Annotated in this window: 17 protein-coding genes; 4 read left to right on the forward strand and 13 right to left on the reverse strand. The window is 43.7% G+C overall.

Annotation, left to right across the window (positions count from 1 at the left end):
• Positions 1–6: 6 nt before the first annotated feature.
• Positions 7–858: an SMP-30/gluconolactonase/LRE family protein gene (locus tag LJ658_RS17360; protein ID WP_230547806.1), complete on the reverse strand. Its 852-nt coding sequence runs from the start codon at positions 856–858 to the stop codon at positions 7–9.
• 44 nt (positions 859–902) lie between these two features.
• Positions 903–2,393, reverse strand: coding sequence for an alpha-L-fucosidase (locus tag LJ658_RS17365; RefSeq protein ID WP_230547807.1), 1,491 nt, complete (start codon positions 2,391–2,393; stop codon positions 903–905).
• A gap of 223 nt (positions 2,394–2,616) precedes the next feature.
• Here LJ658_RS17365 and LJ658_RS17370 point away from each other — a divergent pair, with 223 nt between their 5' ends.
• A complete protein-coding gene (locus LJ658_RS17370) occupies positions 2,617–3,819 on the forward strand; it encodes a DUF763 domain-containing protein (protein WP_230547808.1) in 1,203 nt (400 codons plus the stop codon).
• Here the strand turns inward: LJ658_RS17370 and LJ658_RS17375 are convergent.
• Together LJ658_RS17375 and LJ658_RS17380 are read right to left on the reverse strand one after the other, a co-directional pair.
• Positions 3,811–4,338: a DUF4142 domain-containing protein gene (locus LJ658_RS17375; RefSeq protein WP_230547809.1), complete on the reverse strand. Its 528-nt coding sequence runs from the start codon at positions 4,336–4,338 to the stop codon at positions 3,811–3,813. The two genes, LJ658_RS17370 and LJ658_RS17375, sit on opposite strands and share 9 nt — an antisense overlap.
• Before the next feature lie 152 nt (positions 4,339–4,490).
• Positions 4,491–7,076, reverse strand: coding sequence for a phosphoenolpyruvate carboxylase (locus tag LJ658_RS17380; protein WP_230547810.1), 2,586 nt, complete (start codon positions 7,074–7,076; stop codon positions 4,491–4,493).
• 198 nt (positions 7,077–7,274) lie between these two features.
• Between LJ658_RS17380 and LJ658_RS17385 the strand changes: the two genes are divergently transcribed.
• Positions 7,275–9,413, forward strand: a complete 2,139-nt coding sequence (locus LJ658_RS17385) for an FUSC family membrane protein (RefSeq protein WP_230547811.1) — start codon at positions 7,275–7,277, stop codon at positions 9,411–9,413.
• 31 nt (positions 9,414–9,444) lie between these two features.
• Here LJ658_RS17385 and LJ658_RS17390 read toward each other — a convergent pair whose 3' ends face one another.
• From LJ658_RS17390 to LJ658_RS17400, 3 genes are all read right to left on the reverse strand, one after another.
• Positions 9,445–10,794: a PhoH family protein gene (locus LJ658_RS17390; RefSeq protein ID WP_230547812.1), complete on the reverse strand. Its 1,350-nt coding sequence runs from the start codon at positions 10,792–10,794 to the stop codon at positions 9,445–9,447.
• Positions 10,795–12,265: 1,471 nt separating this feature from the next.
• On the reverse strand, positions 12,266–13,024 hold the full coding sequence (locus LJ658_RS17395) for a TIGR03915 family putative DNA repair protein (protein ID WP_230547813.1): 759 nt from the start codon (positions 13,022–13,024) through the stop codon (positions 12,266–12,268).
• The gene (locus tag LJ658_RS17400) at positions 13,025–14,281 is read right to left on the reverse strand and encodes a putative DNA modification/repair radical SAM protein (protein WP_230547814.1); all 1,257 of its coding nucleotides are present in this window, start codon (positions 14,279–14,281) and stop codon (positions 13,025–13,027) included. It lies immediately after the preceding gene.
• 133 nt (positions 14,282–14,414) lie between these two features.
• On the opposite strand from LJ658_RS17400, the gene LJ658_RS17405 reads away from it, so the two are divergent.
• Together LJ658_RS17405 and LJ658_RS17410 are read left to right on the forward strand one after the other, a co-directional pair.
• Complete coding sequence (locus tag LJ658_RS17405) at positions 14,415–14,828, forward strand: organic hydroperoxide resistance protein (protein WP_230547815.1); 414 nt, start codon at positions 14,415–14,417, stop codon at positions 14,826–14,828.
• Between the two features lie 77 nt (positions 14,829–14,905).
• Positions 14,906–15,784 (forward strand): diiron oxygenase, encoded by an 879-nt coding sequence (locus LJ658_RS17410; protein WP_230547816.1) that lies wholly within the window; start codon positions 14,906–14,908, stop codon positions 15,782–15,784.
• Positions 15,785–15,798: 14 nt separating this feature from the next.
• Here LJ658_RS17410 and LJ658_RS17415 read toward each other — a convergent pair whose 3' ends face one another.
• The 6 genes from LJ658_RS17415 to LJ658_RS17440 all read right to left on the reverse strand — a co-directional run bounded on the left by LJ658_RS17415 (position 15,799) and on the right by LJ658_RS17440 (position 21,969).
• Positions 15,799–16,113, reverse strand: coding sequence for a hypothetical protein (locus LJ658_RS17415; RefSeq protein ID WP_230547817.1), 315 nt, complete (start codon positions 16,111–16,113; stop codon positions 15,799–15,801).
• Positions 16,114–16,281: 168 nt separating this feature from the next.
• Complete coding sequence (gene bioB / locus LJ658_RS17420) at positions 16,282–17,295, reverse strand: biotin synthase BioB (RefSeq protein WP_230547818.1); 1,014 nt, start codon at positions 17,293–17,295, stop codon at positions 16,282–16,284.
• A gap of 46 nt (positions 17,296–17,341) precedes the next feature.
• Positions 17,342–18,700 carry a magnesium transporter gene (gene mgtE / locus LJ658_RS17425; RefSeq protein WP_230547819.1) on the reverse strand — a complete coding sequence of 453 codons (1,359 nt, stop codon included), beginning with the start codon at positions 18,698–18,700 and terminating at the stop codon, positions 17,342–17,344.
• 342 nt (positions 18,701–19,042) lie between these two features.
• Entirely contained in the window at positions 19,043–19,657 is a 615-nt protein-coding gene (locus LJ658_RS17430; RefSeq protein WP_230547820.1) for a YigZ family protein, read from the reverse strand.
• Between the two features lie 114 nt (positions 19,658–19,771).
• Positions 19,772–21,013 (reverse strand): carboxypeptidase-like regulatory domain-containing protein, encoded by a 1,242-nt coding sequence (locus LJ658_RS17435; protein WP_230547821.1) that lies wholly within the window; start codon positions 21,011–21,013, stop codon positions 19,772–19,774.
• Positions 21,014–21,102: 89 nt separating this feature from the next.
• Positions 21,103–21,969: a DMT family transporter gene (locus LJ658_RS17440; RefSeq protein ID WP_230547822.1), complete on the reverse strand. Its 867-nt coding sequence runs from the start codon at positions 21,967–21,969 to the stop codon at positions 21,103–21,105.
• Positions 21,970–21,974 lie beyond the last annotated feature (5 nt).

Below are 21,974 nucleotides of genomic sequence, written 5' to 3' on the forward strand. Positions count from 1 at the left end.
GGTGATTTACTCCACACCCCTAACATTCATCTTTAATACATAAACGCATTTAGATGCTGTTATAAACAGGATGTCCCGGTTCTTTCCTGCAAATACAACATTGCCGGTCCAGTTGTCGGTATTGGGTATGTTAGCAATCTTCTTACCTTCCGGGCTGTAGATCGTTACTCCTTTACCTGTGATATAGATATTGCCCCGCTCATCCAAAGTCATCCCATCCGATCCTTGATTAAACAGTAATGTTTTCCCGCTCAGGCTGGCATCACTGTTAATTGTATACCGATAAGTCTTCTGAGCACCGAGATCAGACACATACAGGTATTTGCCATCCGGGGTGCCTACAATGCCGTTAGGCTGGCGCATATCACCTATTACTTTTATGGGTGTCTTAGCGCCCTTTGGCAGGTAATAGACATGTTCGCCATCCAGTTCTGTTATCTTACGCGTCCAGTAGTCGCGTTGGTAGTAAGGGTCGGTCATATAGATCCCGCCTTTTTTATCGATCCAGATATCGTTCGGGCCGTTCATTTGCTTGCCCTCCAGACTGGTCATCAGTACCGTAACCTTACCTTTTGGGCTGACAGACCATAACTCGCCCTTCTCATCGGCACAGGTAATTAAATTGCCTTTTTTATCAAAGTAGGTACCGTTTGACCGCCCGGCCTTATCCAGAAAAACAGATAGCTTCCCGGTTTCAACCTCATACTTCCAGATCTTGTCATTAGGCTGATCGGTAAAAAACACGTCGCCATTTTTAGCCACCGAGCATCCTTCGGTAAAAGCAAACTGATCAGATACCAGTTTCGGTTTTGAAAAAGTATCAAACAAATTATGCTGTGCAGCCGCAGTTAGTGCCATAAACGTAAATGCTGAAAGGGTAATTATTTTTTTAAAAGAGGTCGTCATTTTTGAAATGTTAAAAGTGCTTCTTTATAAAGGCCAAAGTCGCTCAATGCCACACACGCGGCGGCCCTGGTTATTCTTAATCTTACTTTTGAGGTGGTAACATCGTCCTTTAAACGGATCAACCTGTTGCCGCCGATACTGGTCGCGGTAGCCACTTCCTGCCATTTTCCATCCCGGTAAGCATCAACCGCTACCGCATCAATGCGCTGTCCCAGTTTAATATTTTCTCGCAGGCGTATTACATTAAAAGTTTTGGGAGCGTGCATATCAACTATTAGCTCCGGTGTAGTAACCTTATCATCGGTGGCCCAATAGCTATAACGGTCATTGTCTAACAATTTTGAGGGGCCATATTTTAGCTTGTTCGCTCCGCGGATATTGCTGGCAGTAAGGGTTGCGTCCTTCATTAAATTCACTTCAAAAGTATGATTTAAGGTCGTTCCAAATGCTGCTAACGTTGCTACATCGCCTAAAGCCAGTAAACCCAACCTGTTTGGTGATAATCCCAGGTCTAAACACGCGCCCCGGCCAACGCTTTTATAATACAAGTCCATTAACGTTTCAGCAGACTTTACCTTATCATCCTGATCAGCATGATAAAACCATCCCGGACGGATTGAAACGTCACACTCAGCCGGCATCCAGAATTGACCGTCACGATGGCCCTCGGTACCTTCTTTGTCCAGCACAAAACCATTGCCGGGCGCCTTGCCGGCTTCAGGTGCGTGTGGCGTATAAGTTGCCCAGCTGGTCTCGCCGGCTATACCGCGTTCATTGCCCACCCACCGCACATCGGGGCCAACGTCGCCAAAAATAACTGCGTTAGGCTGCAACTTGCGGGCTATGCCCCAGGTTTCGTCCCAGCCATAGTAGGTGGAGCGGTCAATGGTTCGCTTTTCTTTGGCGCCGCCATAATAACCGTCGCCGCCATTTGCGCCATCATGCCATACAATAAAGAGCGGGCCGTAATTACTATATAATTCTTTTAATTGTTTGCGATAAACATCAGTAACATACGCAGGTTTGCCATACAAAGGGCTATTCCTGTCCCACGGCGAGCAGTATACGCCCATCTTCATTCCCAGCTTGTCGCAGGCTTCACGATACTCCCTTAAAATATCGCCCTTACCATTTTTATACGGGCTCTTTGAAATGTTGTGCCCGGTAGTTTTAGTTGGCCACATACAAAAACCGTCATGGTGCTTGGCTACCACCACTATGCCTTTTAATCCACCGGCTTTAGCCGCGCCAACAATTTGCATAGCACTGAACTCTGCCGGATTTACTATCGAAGGATCTTCATCGCCAAAGCCCCACTCCTTGTTGGTATAAGTGTCAGGACCAAAATGAATAATACAATACATTTCTGTTTCCTGCCATTGCAATTGTCCTTTGGTTGGTAAGGGCCCGTAAGGTTTTGGTGCCGGCTGGCTAAAAGCGCAAAAGGCCGCGCCACACAACAAAAAGGTGAGTAGTAGTTTGTTCATGTAGGATTATATATTGGTTTAGCTAATGTAAATGTTTTTGCGTTAGGTTAGTTGGGTTGAGTAAATTTTATCTGGAATGTTACTTAATCATAAAATAAATGTTGGCGTTCCCTTCGGGCCGGGTTATCCGCTGCTGCAGGCCTTGGGCGCAGGCCGGTATCCGCTTCACTCCCTAATGCATATATATTTTTGTATCAATAATTTATTTGCTAAATTTGTTAGCATGAAGCGTTCGGGAAGTGCTGATCTGCCTTTGCATTATGGTTATGTACCACAATGGCTGGCAGAGCGGATGGCAAAATTGGGGCTGGCTGTTGTAGAGACCATCGTATTAGACTATGGCAAGGATGAAGTATTGCGCCGCCTTAGCGATCCGTTTTGGTTTCAGAGCCTGGGGGCTGTTATGGGGATGGACTGGCACTCGTCGGGTATTACAACATCTGTAATGGGCGCTTTAAAACGATCTGTTAATCCGCATAGTAAAGAACTTGGCATTTATATCTGTGGCGGTAAAGGCAAATATTCCAGGCAAACACCTGACGAATTACTCCGCATCAGCGAACGCACCGGGCTTGATGGCGACTACCTGGTTAAATGCAGTAAACTCAGCGCCAAGGTTGATAATACGGCCATTCAGGATGGTTTCCAGCTTTATACCCATAACTTCATTTTAAGTGATACCGGAAAATGGAGCGTAGTGCAACAAGGCATGAGCGATGCTTCAGGCACAGCGCGGCGCTACCATTGGCACTCCGGCTCACTGACTTCGTTTGTTAATGATCCGCACACCTCCATCTATGGAAAAAATAACGGTTATATATTAAATATGGCCGATAGCCAGGCAGCGCCGTCAAGAGCCGGGGTTATGCAGATAGCTAATGAAAACCCCGATGCCATGCTTAAAGAGATCAGCAAACTGGTTATGCCGTCGCATCATGACGTGCGCGCTGAGAACGTAGACCTGAAAAGACTGGGCTCGGTACTTTGGCTGGCTCACGAAAATCGTCCCGAAGATTTCGAAGAGCTACTATTGTTAAAAGGATTAGGGCCCCGGACCCTTCAATCATTAACACTAGTAAGCGAGGTGATACATGGCACGCCGTCAAGGTTTAAAGACCCGGCGAGATTTTCGTTCGCGCATGGCGGTAAAGATGGTCATCCTTTCCCGGTGCCTACTAAGGTTTATGATGAAACTATCGGTGTATTGCAAACGGCCATCTACAAAGCAAAATTAGGTAACAGCGAAAAAAACGAAGCCATAAAGCGGCTGACACAAATAGCGCAAGGTGCCGAAAAAGATTTTATCCCCAATGCCAATTTTGATAAGGTTATTGAAGAAGAAAGAAATAACTCCTGGAAATACGGCGGGCGTACTGTTTTTGGTAAAGCGCAGCCGCCCAAACCTCACCAACTAAAATTATTTTAACGAAGTCGCGATAACGTTGGCCGAATCTAAATGCGTCTTTAGCGTTATTAACGTTTTTTTGGCAAACCGTTGTACTTCATCAATCCTGTCGTTTGATGCAGTTGTAAATAGTTTTATAGCGTTTTGATGTTCGGTAACCATCATCTCGATATAAGCCTTGTCAAATGCTTTGCCTTTAAGAGCGGTTATATTGCCAATAAATTGCTGATGATCTGTACTTATTGAATCACCGCCCCTGATACGGTTATTGATCGCTATTTTTTCCAGTTCATCACCGGCCAGGGCATGATCGGTGATCATCATTTTGGCGAAGTTGATGATCCGTGAATTTTTTGAATTGACCTCGGCTATTTTAGATGCTTTTATTTCGGTCTGGCCGGCCTCCAAACCCTGTTTTATAAAGGATGATGTGCTTTCATCAATCACATCATTATAATTTTTACCGCGTTTCTTATCCTTGCAGGACGTCATGATAAATACTATCATCAGCCCGGACAGGAAGCAAAATAAATTTTTCATTTTAAGCCGTTGAGGTTTGTATTGGTATAGACAAATATAACCGCAACAAGTTTAAAATATTTAATTATTAGTATAATGCCGATAAAAAGAATAGAGCCGCAACAAAGGCGGCTCTTATACTTTAATCGCTTATAATTAATATAAACTTTTCTCTATGCCAGGTTGCGCCCGGCATTAACAATACCATATACGGTCCTGATGATCAGTTTATCGTAAACCTCAATAAGTTCTTTATCGTTGGTATTATTCAGACAGTTTAGTGCGTAATGCTGCATGATCACCAGTGGCAATACAATTTTTTCACGGATACCGATTGAACGACGGTCAACAGGCGAGTCCTGCATCAGTATTTCCGTTTCGGTTAGTTCAAGCAATAACGATTTGGTGAGTTCAAACTCGTCCTTTAATTGTTTCCAAAAAGCGCCAAACTTCTCGTCCTTCTCCAGATAAGCGGTTACCCGAAAATCTGATTTAGACATTGACATGATACAGTTATCCAGCATGGTTTTAAAGAAGCCCGAGGTGTTATATAACTGCGATACTTCGTCCCATTTACCCTCTTCTTTCATCTTTTTCAAAGCGGTACCTACCCCATAAAATCCGGGGATACTTTGTTTTAACTGGCTCCAGGCGGTTACAAAACTTATGGCCCGCAGATCTTCCAGTTTCATTGGCGCACCGGCGTTACGTTTGGTTGGCCGGCTGCTGATATTAATTTTTGATAACAATTTTAACGGGCTAAATTTCTCCAGGTACTCTACAAACAGCGGATGCTGGCGCAGATCAAGAAATAATTCGTGACTGGCTTCGGCCATATCGGTTATTAATGATTTTTGCTGCGCACTTAACAGATCATTACTATCCGGGTTTAAGGCCGATATTACACCGGCGTTAATTAACTGCTCCATATTGAAACGGGCTGTTTCAATTGATCCGTATTGCGAACTTACCGTTTGCCCCTGTATGGTTAACTGGATATGCTCATTAGCTATTTCATTACCCATTGAAGCATAAAAGCGGTGCGTTTTACCACCGCCACGCGCAGGCGGGCCGCCACGGCCATCAAAAAACGCCAGGTCAATATCATACTTACGGGCCATGGCTGTCAATTCAACCTTAGCTTTATAGATAGACCAGTTAGCCATCAGGTAACCGCCGTCCTTGGTACTATCAGAAAAACCTAACATGATACTTTGCGAATTACCCCGCTTTTTTAGATGTGCTGCATAAAAGGGATGGGTATATAGTTTTTCCATTACTTCCGCCGCAACTTTCAGGTCGTTAACGGTTTCAAATAATGGCATAAAGTCAACCGTTAAACTCTCTGCTTTCCAGCCGCTCCATAAAAACAGGTCTATTAGTTGTAATATGTCAGACGCCTGCTGGCAGTTGCTAATGATAAACCGCTGGCAAGCCTTTTCACCATTGGTATGCTGAATGTGTTTCATCAGCATAATGGTGTTCAGCGTATCTTTGGTCATGTCGTCTGCATCCTCCGGGCATAAAAAGTTAAGCTCGTTAAAGGTAATGCCGGCTAATTTTTTTTCTTCGCTTAACGTTTCATAATCAGCGGGCAAACCTGTTGCTATACCTTTATCGGTACAATAGCTGAAAACACTGCGCAATATGCGGCTGTCCTGCCTGATATCCAAAGTAGCAAAAAAGCAACCAAACAAACGCACCTTACGGATCAGGTCCTCCACTATGTTGACAAATAAACTATCGTGGCTGGTTATTAAAGTTTCACGGATCTCGCCCAAAAGGTCCAACAGGTCGCCCTGCAGATCTCTAGCATTATGTTGATGTTTATTAAAAGCGTTTTCATAAAGCATGCCCTCTAAAGTGGCCATGGTTTTTTCAATACCCCTGAAAGTGATGCGGCGTTTTAACACCCTGAAATCGCGATAATAACACCTGAATATCATTTGCCTTAACAGGCAGGCAACATCATAGGTTGTTTTTGTAGTGACGTTAGGATTACCGTCACGGTCGCCGCCCGGCCAAAAGCCAAGCTCCAACAATTGGTTCTTACGGTTCTCATCAATATCAAATTCTTCTTCCAGTTTGGTCTGTATACCAGATATGGCGTGATAAAAAGTATTCTCTAAAAACCAAACCAAACTTACCGCTTCATCAACAGGGGTCGGCGCCTTTTTATTAAAAAAAGGCGTTTTACCCAGTTGTTGCAGTAAAACATCAATGCTGTTGATATCATTGGTTTTTAGTGCCTCAATTAAATCGGTCATTATACCCAGTACAGTGCCCGGATAAAACTGGGTGGGGTGCGCGGTTAAAACCAAACGCAACGAAAAATCCTTTAGTTTCTCGCTGATATTGTCGCGCACGTGGTCGCTGGTTGCAGCGGCCTGCAGTAAACCCGTTAATGTACCAACATCATCCGCCCGGCCAATTTTACTGAAAGACGAATCTTCAATAGCATCAAACAAAACCACCTGGCGCTCAATATATTGGATGAACCTGAACATGCGGTTAAGTTGCTCGCGATGGTCAATATCCGGTACGTATTTTTTAAAAAAAGATTCTATTATTTCGGTCGGCGATTCCTCCTTTACCGCCCCCTTATCACAATGCGAACTAAAAAACGGCAATAAAATGCCTATTTCTTTTACCTGATAAAAGGGCAGCGTCTGGAAAAGGCTGTTATATAACTCAAAGCGGGTTACAACTTCATTATTAAAAGCTGTTTCTCTTTGGCTGAGTTTTAACGTTGAGGACATAATAGAAATATAAAAAAATTAAAAAAAGCAGGCTTGGTCTATAGATAAACTAAATCGGCGTGAATTTAAACTAAAATCAGTAAAAATTATATAATTATTAAAAATAATACACAATGACACTAATATTGATTATAAAAAACGCACTCAGATAAAATTTTTGCAAATTCATATATCAGCCTTTTTTCCGAGATTTGCTACGTGACTATTCAAACCAAAGAGATCAAAAGCTTCTTCTTCAGCCAGTATTTTTCTGACGGCTTGCGCATATCGTTAGGGATTTTGCTGCCGGCGCTGGTTTTGCAGCAATTTAATCAGTTTGAGCTGGGCATAACCCTCTCTTTAGGAGCGATTTGCATATGCGTTATTGATAATCCGGGGCCGGTAGTACATAAAAGAAATGGCATGGCCGCGGGTAATTTATGCCTGTTTGTTGTAGCCGTTACCACCGGCTTTGCACGCTTAAACGTTTATACTTTAGGATTAGAAGTTACTGTATTTTCCTTCCTGTTCTCCATGTTTATTGTGTACGGCAATCGTGCGGCGTCAGTAGGCACAGCGGCATTGCTGATCATGATATTTATGATGGATAAAGAGATGAAACCCGCCGAAGTACTGGGTTACAGTGCAACTATTTTAGCAGGCGGTGTGTGGTACATGCTATTTAGCCTGGTATTTTTTGGCATACGCCCTTACCGCGCTGCGCAGCAGGCCCTGGGCGAGAACGTAGCCGACATTGTTAAATTTTTAAGGATCAAGGCTGATTTTTATCTTCCTGAAACAGATATCGACGACAATTATCATAAACTGGTATCGCAGCAGATCCACGTAAGCCAGCACCAGGACGCGGTTAGGGAACTGCTTTTTAGAAGCCGGGTAATGGTGCGCGAATCAACCAACGCCAGCCGCATACTGGTTTTGACGTTTGTTGACCTGGTGGACATGTTTGAGCAGATCATGGCTACCCACTATGATTATGCGCAGATCCGCGAAAAATTTAAGGACACCGGTATTTTAACAGAGATCGGCCAGGTTGTACACCTGATGGCTAACGAGTTGGAGAATATCGGCTTCGCTATTTTATCAAATACCCGTTATAAGCACAAGGTTGATTTTAACCCGGTGCTTGAGCAGCTTAAAACAAAAATTGACACTATAGGCAATGCCAACGAAACCAGTAACCTGGTGCTTAAAAAGATCTTAATTAACCTGCGCGATCTCAATAAAGAGATCGAGAATATTTTCAACTATTATAATTCAAGCTCGTCAAAAATATTAATAGAGAATAACAACGATGTGGAGTACTCTAAATTTGTGACGCACCAGGATTACGAGCCGCATGTTTTCTTTGATAATTTTTCGCTGGACTCGGCTGCGTTTAAACATGCATTCCGGGTGTCTTTAGTTTGCCTGGTAGGTTTTACCGTTGCAAAGGCGTTCGCGCTGGGCCACCACAGCTATTGGGTGCTGTTAACCATTATAGTGATACTTAAGCCGGGCTTCAGCTTGTCCAAACAACGCAATTATCAGCGTTTAACCGGCACCATCGGCGGCGGCGTTATTGGTATACTCATATTAATGTTTATACCCAATACCGACGTACAGTTTACCCTGATGCTGGTATTTATGCTGGGGGCCTATAGCTTCCAGCGGTTAAATTATGTGGTAAGTGTTGTTTTTATGACACCCTATGTACTCATCCTGTTTAAATTTTTAGGAATAGGCCATTTGGACATTGTAGAAGAACGCGTGATAGACACGGTAATTGGTTCTACCATAGCGTTTATTGCCAGTTACCTGATCTTCCCGACGTGGGAGTTTGAGCAGATAAAAACAAGCCTGGCCGAAGTAATTTACAGCAACGTTAATTACCTGGTGAAAATAGCCCAAACCATAACCGGCAAAACGGTTACCACTACTGATTACAAACTGGCAAGAAAAGATGTGTATGTAAAATCAGCCAACTTATCTGCCGCTTTTGAGCGGATGACATCCGAGCCTAAAAGCAAGCAACGCAACATTAAAGATATCCATAAATTTGTGGTGCTTAATCATATCCTGTCCTCATATACCGCTACGGTAGCTTCTGAAATAACGGTGAAAGGCATGCACAAAGCCACGCCCGACATTTTAAAACTGCTTAAGAAAAGCATTGCCGTACTTAATGAGACCAGCAAGAAACTTGGCGGCGATCGGTTAGAATTTACCGGCGAAAAAGCCGAACCAGCGGAAGAGCAGCCGGCACCCACCGTAACCGATAACCTGCTTAAAGAGCAGCTGGATTTTATTAGTAAGATCAGCAATGATATTGCTAAGATTGCGGATGATATTGCGAAATGACACCTTCCGGATGGTTAGTGGTTTTCTTAACCTACAACAACTCCGTAGCCAAATTAGCCAGCTCACTCCGCTCCCCTTTTTGCAGGGTGATGTGCGCGTAAAGCGGGTGTCCTTTTGCCCGGTCAATCAGGTAAGATAAGCCATTACTTTCCGCATCCAGGTAGGGGGTGTCTATCTGGTAAATATCGCCGGTGAAAACAAACTTGCTGTTTTCTCCTGCGCGGGATATGATGGTTTTTATCTCGTGCGGCGTCAAGTTTTGCGCCTCATCTACAATAAAGAATATTTTACTCAGCGTACGCCCGCGGATAAACGCCAGCGGCGCGATAGAGATCTTGTCGTTGGTGACCAGCTCATCCAGTTTGGCCTGCATTTTTTCATCGTCGGCAAACTGATCTTTAATAAATTTCAGGTTATCCCAGATAGGCGCCATATAGGGGTCTATTTTTGATTTTATATCGCCCGGCAAAAACCCAATGTCTTTATTGCTCAATGGCACTATAGGGCGGGTAATATAGATCTGGCGATAGTATTTACGCTGCTCTAAAGCACCGGCCAGCGCCAGCAGCGTTTTGCCTGTACCGGCATTACCCTGTATGGTTACCAGCTTAATATCCGGGTTTAACAACGCGTGGATAGCAAAGGCCTGCTCCTGATTTTTAGGATGGATATTGAATATGGGCTGCCCGGTCACTCTTTCAAGCACGCCGGTTTGGCTATTATAAAATGCTGAAGCGGTGCTCTTTTTACCCTCGAGTATATAAAAATGATTGCGGGTGTTGGCGTTTAATTCAACCTCACCGGCAGGCAGCGTACCGTGCTTATCCAACCAGGAAATTTGCTTGTCGGTTACATTTACAATTGTTTTACCGCTATATAACTCGTCCAGGTTTTTAACCTTGCCGGTTTCATAATCCTCGGCATGCAGGCTCAGTGATTTAGCCTTTAACCGCAGGCAGATATCTTTCGATACCAATACTATCTTTTTATCCGGGTTCTCTTCCTGTAAACCTAAAGCCGCGTTTAATATGCGGTGATCTACCTTGTCTGATCCAAAAATAGCTTCGGCATCAACACCGGTGGTTTTGGTGTCCATTACAACTTTAAAGCTGCCTTTATCTTTACCGTTTAACGGGTGCCACTTGTTTACCAGTTTTTTGCGGGACAGGTCGTCTATTAAACGGATAAAGCTGCGGGCCTCAAAGTTGCGGGTATCGTTACCGCTTTTCATGTTATCCAGCTCCTCCAATACCTGTATCGGTATCGCGACGTCATGTTCCTGGAAATTCTCAAAAGCGTTATGATCATACAAGATCACCGAGGTATCTAAAACAAATATCTTTTTTCTCCCGTTCGGCTTACCTTTATCGTCCTTTTGCATAAGACGCTAAATTAACTATTAAAGATTAAAGATTGAAGAGTAGTGCCGGATAATTACCTTACCTGGCAGGAGCCTGCCGGGATATAAAACAAAAACGGGAGCCGCCTCTTTCGATTTGTCTCCCGTTTTCTCCTTATGACTAACCGTAGTTCTTCATAAAGCATCAAGCTTTCTGTAAGTCAACCGACTTGTTCTGGCCCTTGTGCCCTTGCGGGTTGGGTTGCTTCAAAGTCATTATTTCGGCTGCAAATCTCCGTAAAAATTTACAGCGTCTCTTAATACCCTATCGTAGTTAACACTGCGTTTCCGTCGCTTGCGCAGTTTCTGTTTAGTGTAACTCAGGCAGTCCCGTGATCTTTAGCGCTTCCGAAGATTTGCCCGATTCACTTTCTGTTATTCCTGTAAGGCTGTCAAAGTACGTCGTTCCTGATGATTTCAATATCGGGACATCAGCCTGATCTGCAAAATATTTTTTATTGTTTTTATTAACGGGTTGCTAACAGCAAAAGCAAGCTATTCAACATCCCGAAAATTTAATAACACTTCATTGTCAGCCCATTACCTAAGTTACCAAAACGGTTGTTAACAATTTGTTTATTAACAACAATTATAAAAATTGAGGTTTTTGCAGAGATTAAAAACGCGTAAAAATTGAATTGATGAAGTTTTATTTAAAAAAACAAGCCCGCTAAACGCCGCGCTATTTCTAACCGGCGGTTTATAAAACCAGCCGGCCACCGGTTATTTGCCTGCATAGATTTCTCACATCGTCCAAAGATGGCCAATCAATAAAACCGAAACTGAGAGATATGTTAATGATTAATGGGGAGCCTGGCTTGCAAGAGGCTGAAAGATCCTGGACAACTCTACAAACGGTATGTTGACAGGTTTGGCCAAAATCCGCATAAAACGAAAACGGGAGCCGCGTCTTTCGATTTGATCTCCCGTTTCCAACTCTATTGCTTACCGTAGTATGCAATAAAGCATCAAGTTTTGTGTATGATGACCGACCTGCCCTCTCCTTCCTCCTCGCGGATTCCGGTTACTTCAAAGTCATTATGTTCTGCTGTTTCTTTCCGTAAAAACAAACAGTTTCTTATAATACCCCGCTTAATTATCATTGTGTTTCCGTTGCTTGCGCCGTTTCTGTTTCGTGTAATTCAGGCTTTCCCTTGATCTTTAGCTCCTCCGAGGATTTGCCCGATTCAATTTCTGTTATTCCTGTGAGGCTGTCAAAGTACGTCGTTCTTGATGATTTCAATATCGGGACAGAGGCAACTTTTCACAAATATTTTTTTTGTTTTTTATTAACGGGTTACTAACAATAAAATAGCAGTTGCCAACATATTTAATGCTATAAATATCAGCAGCTTATAACAATTACTCTTTAGGTTATCAACATTTTGTTTATTCACACTTTGGTTGATTTTTGTCATTTTTATTTCTCCTTAAAAGCGTAAAACCAGCTTCTCTAAATTTTTTCTGTTAAATGTTTCCAGTATCGCTTCGGGATATGGCGGACATGCAGCCGCGTATTTTTGCGCGCAGGTATATTTACACTGTGGAAATAGTTCTTCCACAGGTGCTGATAAATGCTTTCGTCCTCGGTATACACTGAAATTATTTCGCCGGGATTGCCGACTGCCGAAAAATCGAGCGTAATGAACTGCGTGTCGTGCATATCATAATAAATGCCATAGCTACGTTTCAGGTCGTAGATCATCCATTTCTGGTCGGTATACCTGTTCCTGAAATGCCTGATCAATAATGGCAGCACATTAAAATCAGGCTCAACAGCTGCGTAATAAATTCCGTCCTTTAATTTTTTGAACCGTACAAAAGCTTCCATCCTGTGCTTTTCCCGGCGCATCATGCGGATAATTTCAGAGATCCGCATCACAAAACGGTTGCCGTAATCATCCTCAATATTTTGCGTGCTGTCAAACACATACCTTATATAGCCCACCAGGTTATTTTCTTCATTTTCCATTTCGGCCATATGCGCTATGTACAAACGCTGGACACCGCCGGGTGATAGCTTTTGCCGCAACCCTTTTAATACGCGCCCGGCATAAGCTTCGTTGGTAACAACCGTCAGCGTTTCTTCAAACATAGCGCCGGCAACCAGCCCACCCTTTTGCAATTTTACCTGGGTAAGTTTACGATCATAAATTTCAAATATGGCGGTGAGCATCCCCTCGAAGGTGCCATCATAAAACAAAGTTGTCATTTAAAAAAGGTTAAGCTGATTGGGTTTGTTTTTGATGTATTTGCTTTGCGATTCGGCCAGTATAAACTGTTTAATATTAAAGCCCGTCAAATCGCGCCGCTCAAATGCATTGCTGTTACAGGTAATAAAGTACCGGGCACGGTTAACAGCCACGCCTATCTTTTTTAATTGCTCCCAGTTAAGTTTACCAAACTTGCGCGCGCTCACAATTTTTTGGGCGGATAATAGGCCCACTCCCGGCACACGTAAGATCAGTTGCAGGTCAGCTTTGTTGATGTCAACAGGAAAAGCCTGCATATTACGTATGGCCCAGCCCAGTTTTGGGTCAATATCCAGATCAAGCAAAGGTTGTTGATTGCTTACGATCTCGTTTACGTTAAAGCCATAGAAACGCATAAGCCAGTCGGCCTGATATAATCGGTTCTCGCGCACCATGGGTACGCTGGTATTTAAAGCCGGCAGACGCTTATCCACCAGCACGGGCACATAGCCCGAGTAGTAAACACGTTTTAAATTAAAGTTCTTATAGAAATGGTTGGCCGACTGCAGCACCTGCTGATCGGTCTCGGGCGTGGCGCCTACAATTACCTGCGTGCTTTGCCCCGCCGGGGCAAAAATGGGGGCCTTTTTAAACAGCTTCTTCTCGTCCTTACGTAAAATAATTTCATCTTTTAAAAACTGCATCGGATCGATCATGTCCTGCCTGTTTTTATCGGGTGCCAGTAACTTCAATCCTTCTTCAGTAGGAATTTCGAGGTTTATGCTTAGCCTGTCCGCATATAACCCGGCTTCGCGCATCAATTCATCGCTGGCCCCGGGGATGGACTTTAAATGAATATAGCCGTTAAACTTATGTTCGGTACGCAATTTTTTGGCTACGCGCACCAGGCGTTCCATTGTATAATCAGCATCTTTAAAAATACCGGAACTTAAAAACAGCCCTTCAATATAATTGCGCCGGTAAAAGTTAATAGTGAGGTCAACAACCTCTTGCACAGTGAAAGCCGCCCGTTTTATATCGTTGTTTTTACGTGATACACAATAAGCACAGTCAAAAATGCAGTGATTAGTCAACAGTATTTTAAGCAGGGATACGCAACGCCCGTCTTCGGTATAACTATGGCAAATGCCGTTACTGGCATTCCCTAAACCCTTATTTTCGTTTTTTCGCTTACTGCCGCTTGATGAGCATGACACATCATACTTGGCGGCGTCGGCCAAAATATTTAACTTCTCTGTTATCCGTTCTGCATTCATATCAATGCTAAATTACTAATAATTTTAGCATTTTGTTTTCAAAACATGAATTTTTCGCATTCTTAAAAGCACTAGGGCGTCAATACATCCGGAAGGCATTAAAACATTATCAAAAGCTAAAGGTTACCTCCTTATGGAAAAACTATATACTGCCATTGTCACTGCCAAAGGCGGTCGCGACGGCCATATCAAATCATCAGATGGCGTTATAGATCTTGAATTAAAAGCGCCCAAAGCCATGGGTGGCCAGGATGGTTATGCCAATCCCGAATTGCTGTTTGCCGGGGCCTGGGGCGCCTGTTATTTAGGTGCACTGGGATCTGTCGGCAAAAGAGACGGTGTAGATGTTAGCGGGGCTACCGTTGATGTTCATATCGGTTTTAACCAGGAAGGCCCGACCAGCTATGCACTATCAGCCGAGTTACACGTACATGTGCCCGGGATAGCTGTAGCGCAGGCCCAAAAACTAGCCGATGCAGCACATAAAGGCTGCCCGTACTCAAAGGCTACCCGCGGCAACATTGAGGTAAAAGTTATTGCGGAGTAATATCGTAAGCGACACAAGTTTACGGTTCCGCTTACTTCCGTACAACCTATTAAATCAATCCTGCGTATATTTACTATATGGATGTTAAAGAAGTTGAGCGTTTAATAAAAATCAGCAGGGAGCGCCCTTTGATGCCGGAAACCTACATCCCCTGGCAACTGGAGCCTGGGCCCGAAGATGTCTTCCTGCCCGAAATTTTAACATCCCTGCAAGGGCTTGCTATTTATGAGAGCCTGACCCCTGCTCAAAAGCTGGAACTTGGCCGGCACGAATTGGTGCAGGTAATAGCATCGTACGCATGGGGCGAGTGCCTGTTTTGCGTGTTTATGACACAGCACCTGCTTACCCTGCCGCCCAACGATGTGGAGCACCAGTTTATAATCAGGGAGCTGATTGAAGAGTTTCGGCACCAGGAAATGTTTGCACAGGCCATTGCCAAAATAAATGGCAAGCCGATAAAGCAAAGCGGGCTGCATAAGTTTTTCGGTGAGTTCAGTAACAAATACCTGCCTGCCGACTACCTGTTTATGGGCAGCGTATCGGTTGAACTGGTTACTGATGTTTATGGCAATTATGCGCGTAAAGCGCCCAATATCTACCCGGTACTAAAAAAGATGTTCGACCTGCATAATATTGAGGAGGGCCGGCATATCCTGTTTACCAAAGCATTATTGAAAACCTACTCGGCCAAAGCAGGGTATATTAAACGCACGTTGTATAGTTACGTTATCCTGTTCAATATCCTGTTTGTGCGTACCATGTACGTGAAGAAAGAAATATATGAACGTATTGGCCTTGAAAATCCGCAGCTGGTTTATAAACTGGCTTCAAAAAACTTCAAACAAAAATTTGCCGATACCTGCCTAAAAGACATCATTGAGTTTGTTGACAGCTGGAAAGGCTTTAATACGCTAACGCGATTCGCCTGGCGATGGATTTTAGCCGCGAAACTATAAACAGGTAAAATTGATTATTCTGAAGCTTCTTCCCCTTTTTCGCCTAACTCCACGATATCACCTTTTTTAAACAAGATGGCTTGCAGCGTTTTTTGCCATACGGGTTTTTGGCGGAGTAAAAATTCCAGGTCCATACCAAAGTGCTTAAATTCTTCGTGCTGGGCATTTTGCATAATGGCTTTTGCCTGCGAATCTTTCTCGACCGAGATGCGCTGTTCATACCAATTGATGGCTTCGGCTTCCTCGCATAATGATACGATCATGCGGGCGAAGGTCCGGGTCTGGTCCGACAGTTCATTAACGGGTTCGTGGTATTGATCAAATGACATATGGTTTCTTTTTTATAAAGTATGAAAATTAATCGATCATTCTTTTACTCAATTGCTCAAGCATACAAAATTGTAAGTCAGTGGCAGTAATTGGGATTCTCTTCCCTGATTATGAAGCTTATAGCAGAACCTAAAACTAATCTCTAGTCACCAACCTCCAATCCACTATCAGATCACCTCATTAATACTCATTTCCTTGATCTCTTTTATTTCAGGACGACCATTTTTAAAAGCTTTTCGCGGGCTTAGGCCCAGCAGCTCAAACATAGCCATATCTTCATCAAATGACGGGTTTGGTGTGGTTAACAGCTTCTCGCCGGCGAAGATAGAATTGGCACCTGCCATAAAGCAAAACGCCTGCTCAACGGTACTCATTTCGGTACGGCCTGCTGACAGGCGCACAACGGTTTTAGGCATAATGATCCGCGTTGTAGCTATCATCCTCACCATATCCCAGACAGATACCCTTGGCTGTTCTGCTAATGGCGTGCCTTTTACCGGTACCAATGCGTTAATCGGAACCGACTCAGGATGTTGTGGCAAATTAGAAAGTGTTTTCAACATAGATATCCTATCGGCCACCGTCTCGCCTAAACCGATGATGCCACCGCTGCAAACCGATATTTTAGCTTTGCGCACATGATCAAGCGTTTGTAAACGCTCATCATAGGTACGGGTGGTAATAATTCTTTTGTAGTCTTCTTCTGAGGTATCCAGATTATGATTGTAAGCGTACAGCCCGGCATCTGCCAAACGTTGGGCCTGGCTCTCGGTAAGCATTCCCAGCGTGCAACAAACTTCCATATCCAGCGCATTTACGGCTTTCACCATGTCTATCACCTTGTCAAAGTCGCGATTATCGCGAACCTCACGCCAGGCAGCACCCATGCATAACCTCGATGCGCCGCCGTTCTTGGCTTTTTGCGCAACCGCGATAACTTCTTCCTTTGGCATAATGGCATGCACATCAACACCGGTATTGTAACGGGCGGCCTGCGGGCAATAAGCGCAGTCCTCGGGACAACCGCCTGTTTTTATCGAGATCAGCGAGCTGATCTGTACTTCTGCATAATCTTTGTTTTCGCGATGGATGCTGGCTGCCTGGTAAACCAGGTCAAGCAACGGCGTGTTATATATATCCGTGATCTCTTCTTTAGTCCAGTTGTATCTTACTTCTGCCATAGTGTTCAGTTTTGAAGTTTCAAATTTATAATAAAGCTTAGTACAATTAATGATGATGTAATAAAAGATTTGTTGCCAGCCAAAGCGGCAATAAAAATCCGGCACAATCTGTAAATGTTGTTATGATGATAGACGATGCCACCGCCGGGTCAATACCTACCCTTTTTAAAACTAACGGTATGGTAGCGCCGGTTAAACCTGCAATAACCAGGTTACCGGTCATCGCCAAAAATAAAACCAGGCCCAGCATCGGGTCGGCATCATAAAATAAAGCAATACAAAATACCACCAGCCCATTGGCGGCACCATTTAACAGGCCTACCAGGAACTCCTTTAAAACGGTGTTGTAGGCCTGGTTATCAGTCAGATCGCTTAAGGATATGCGCCTTACCGTAACCGCCAGCGCCTGTGTAGCTGCATTGCCGCCCATGCCCGCGATAATAGTCATGTAGGCTGCGATGCGCGGCAGTTGCGATACCGTTGACCCAAAATGCCTGATAATGGATGCGGCCAGGTAGGCGGTGGCCAAATTGATAACCAACCATGGCAAACGGCTCTTTACAGCTTCTTTCCAGTTACCGCTTAGTTCCTCATCCTCTGATACACCGGAGATCTTTAACATATCTTCGGTGCTCTCCTGCTCCATTACGTCAATGATATCATCAACCGTAATGCGGCCCAGCAGGGTCATGTTATCGTCAACCACCGGGATAGCGGTCAGGTTATATTGAGAGATCAGCCTGGCAACCTCTTCCTGGTCCAGGTCGGCCTTCACATATACCGGGTCTCCTTTATAGATATCACGGATCCGGGCGTCGGCATGGGCCTTGATCACGTTTTTGATGGATACGATGCCTTGCAGGGTTTTGTAGTCGTCAACCACATAAATGGTATAAAATTCCTCCATTTCCTCTGATTGACGAATGATCTCGTCCAAAGCGTCTTTTTTGTCTGAATTGATATTAACACAGATCAGCGCGGAGTTCATCAACCCGCCGGCTGTGTTCTCGTCATAGCTTAAAAGCGCGCGGATGCTGCTGGCATCTTCCTGGTCAATATCTTCCAGGATCTCCTGCTGCTCGTGCTCTTCAAGTTGCGAGATAATGTCGGTCGCGTCATCATAATCCAGCTCTTCAACTATCTCTGAACGTTTCTCGGGATCAAGGTTGATCAGCAACTCGCCCGGACGATGTTCTTCGTCCATCTCGGCGATAACATCCGATGCTACGTCGGTAGGCAGGATATTAATGATCCGTTCCTTATCCTCCTGCGGTAGCTTCTCAAATAATATGGCAATCTCCGACGCATGATACTCCTTCAGAACTGTCTCTAATTCAGCATCATCCCCTTCAAGCGCGGTTTTAATACGCAGAAGGTCGGTTTTATCTATTTCAAAAGATTGCATATCCGACTAAATTAAACATTTATGGCTGTAAACGGGGAATAAAAAGGCAGATTGTTGAGTGGTGCTTTATACCAGGGTACCGGCATGAAGTGATCCAATTAAAAATATGGATCATCCGGATCACCTGTTTTAGATAACTGGTTGATAATAAAATAATTAATTTTTAAAGCGGATCACTTTGGATCAGTCTTATTCGTCAGGATCTATAAGTATAAAAATTACCTGGTTTATTGATAATCAAATAATTAAAAACAGACTATTTTTTGCCATTTTTAGAAGAGTGGATCATTAAAAGTGGATCATACCTAAGATTCTTAGGTATTACATCATTGAGCACACCGCTTAAATGCTATGATCGTACTTAAACTTAACGCCTGCAACCGTATGCAATTTATCCAGAACCGTATTCACCTGCATTTTGCGGATGGATACCTGTATGCTGCAATCGTTATCAAACTGCTGGTTAAGGACGGCCAGGTCGGCATCTTTAATTAAGCGCATGATGTCATTCATCCGCAGGTAATCAAAGCTGATGGTATAAATGTCATTAACCGTTTTTTCGATGATCACGGCATGGGTCAGCGCTTCTTCGGTCGCCATTTTATAAGCGTTGATGAGGCCGGGAACGCCCAATAAGGTACCGCCAAAATACCGTACCACCACAACCAGGATATTGGTGAGGTCTTTAGAGAGTAAAGTATTTAATATCGGCCTGCCTGCTGTGCCTGATGGCTCGCCATCGTCGTTCAGTTTAAAAACGGCACGGTCGGCGGTTAAGCGCATGGCCCAGCAATGGTGGTTTGCTTTGGGGTGTTCTGATTTTAAAGACGCTATGATGCTTTTTATTTCAGTCTCGGACGTGATGGGATACGCATACGCCAAAAATTTGCTGCCACGATCGCGAAAGATGCCTTCGGACGGGTGCTCAATAGTTCGGTAGGTGTCGTCGAATAGCATTTTTTATAAGCATCATTTCGTTTCGGCGAGGAGAAGCCGAAAGCAGGCCGAATATCGCATATTTTTACATGAATCATTGATTTAAACAACAAATAAATATAAAATCAAGCCTCATTAGTGCTTTTCTTTTCCCGGTTCGTAATCATCGGGTAACTGATCAGCGACCCGAAGTATAGCCCAATACCCTTCCTGAATTACGGCATTGGGATCTGCCAAATTTCCATGACTGTCCACGGGCGTTTCCGGTTGCAACATCGTGAGGATTGAAGTAGGAAAACCCGACCGGGCACCATTACCATATCCCCAATCTGTAATTTTCTTATTTTTATAAGTAACAAATAAAGAATTACTAAAGGAAAGTTTATATTTTCCGGCAATATTGGTTTCCGGCAAAATACTATCATAAGTCAGGTCCTGAGGATAAAGCACATTGTAGCCCGATTTGCTACCCCATTTTTTTGAACTATTGGATAGCGCTGTTGTGTCTTTAGGATCGTAGTCTATTCCGCTCCATCGCAAAGATACTATTGTATCAGTTGATTTAAATTCGCCCCCCTGCCAGCTTTCTAAAACCGGATGATTACCCGGCAAGCCTTGCGCTTTCACTAATTTTCTTACCACGAAGCCTTCCTCCATTAACCGGACATTTAACAACGACCGCACAAAGTGCATAAAAGAACCATAGTATGCTTTTTCTCTGTTTGATTCCCATTTCTTTTTTTCCTCGTCGCTTGCGGGTTGCATTTCATCAAAATGAGTATGGCCCGAATAAGATGTACGGCCCGGATGATGGGTAAATGAAATCAGGTCATAATAAACTCTGTATCCCAACGCCTGATTTTCAATAATTAAAGGCTCGCGTGTACTCGCCGTCAAAATATAAGTGGTATTGTCATAATGCAGCTTAAGTGTGTGAGGATTTTTGATGATGCATTGCAGTGCCCCTTTCCCCAGAAAAAACATTTTGAATAAGGAGTAATATTCTTCCCAGTGTGTATCGGCGCCAATGATTACCTCGTTAAGTATTTTTTCATCAGGGTATAATTCTGCTTTTACCTGGTGACCGAATTGTTCGGTCACGTTTATAGACACCGATTTATAGCCAACATACGATACGATTACCTGATAATTGCCTGATGGTATATTTCTTAGCACAAACCCGCCACCGTCAGCGCTGCTGGTAGCCCTGGTGGTACGATCAAGATAAATTGTTGCCCCGGCAAGTGGCTTTTTGCTTTGTCCATCTATAACGCTACCACTGATCTCCATAGTGGAATTCTGTGCCAAAACCCCGCTTCCTAAAAAAGCGCAAAACATCGCCAATAAAAATGCTCTTAAGCAAAGATGAAATGACATTGTGTGACAGGTTAAGTTTTCTTTCTGAAAAGAACTTTATAGAAACAAATTCTAATATCAATTAAAACTAAAACATTTTTTTGAATTAATTAATACGACGCATAGGTTATCACAATAATAGCTACCAGTGCCAAAAATATCCCCACTTTATTTAGCGTGCTCAGCTTTTCTTTAAAGATAACTAAGCCAACAAACGTACCCAATACAATAACACCCATATTCATGGCTGTAAATACCGTACTGGGCTGTCTGGCCAAAGCCTGGTGACCTTTTAAATAAAACAGGATATTGCCAAAATTAACTATACCCAGCGCCCAGCCGATCAGAATATGCGGGAAAGAAAATTTGGTTTTGCCGCGGGCTATTTTGATAACCAGCAATACCAGCGAGCAGATAAATGCCAGCACAAAAACCAGGAAAAGCGAGGTAGTATACGGAACAGCTTTAAAGGTAGCCAGCTGTTTAAACAACACATCTATCAACCCCATGCCAATAAAAACAATCAACAGATAAAACCACGAGCCCGAGGTAGCTTTGCCGCCCCTGCCCTTTTGCCAGGGTATGGAACAGATAATTGCTGCAAAACCAATGGCAATGCCTGCCAGTTTTAACGGGCTTAACACTTCGCCGAAAATAAAACCGGCTGCGAGTATGGGTATAAATAACGACAGGCGCTGCGCGATATCTGTACGCACTATGCCGGTAAGCCTTACGGTTTTTGCCAACACAACAAACAATATTGGTAATAATATACCCAATGCCGCGAAATTATAAACAGGTGCGGCCTGCAGGTTAAGGTTAGCAAAATGTGGTTTAAAAATGAGCCAGGTTAATAAAATAGCGGTCGAGTAGTTCCAGGTTATAGCTTGCAGCACATCAACATGGTAACGTTTGGCCAGCTTTAACATCACAGAAACTATTACACTGCAGCAGATACTTAGTAGTACAAATAGCATTCGGC

This window comes from Mucilaginibacter sp. UR6-11 (assembly GCF_020880695.1).
In the GTDB taxonomy this organism is placed as follows: Bacteria; Bacteroidota; Bacteroidia; order Sphingobacteriales; family Sphingobacteriaceae; genus Mucilaginibacter.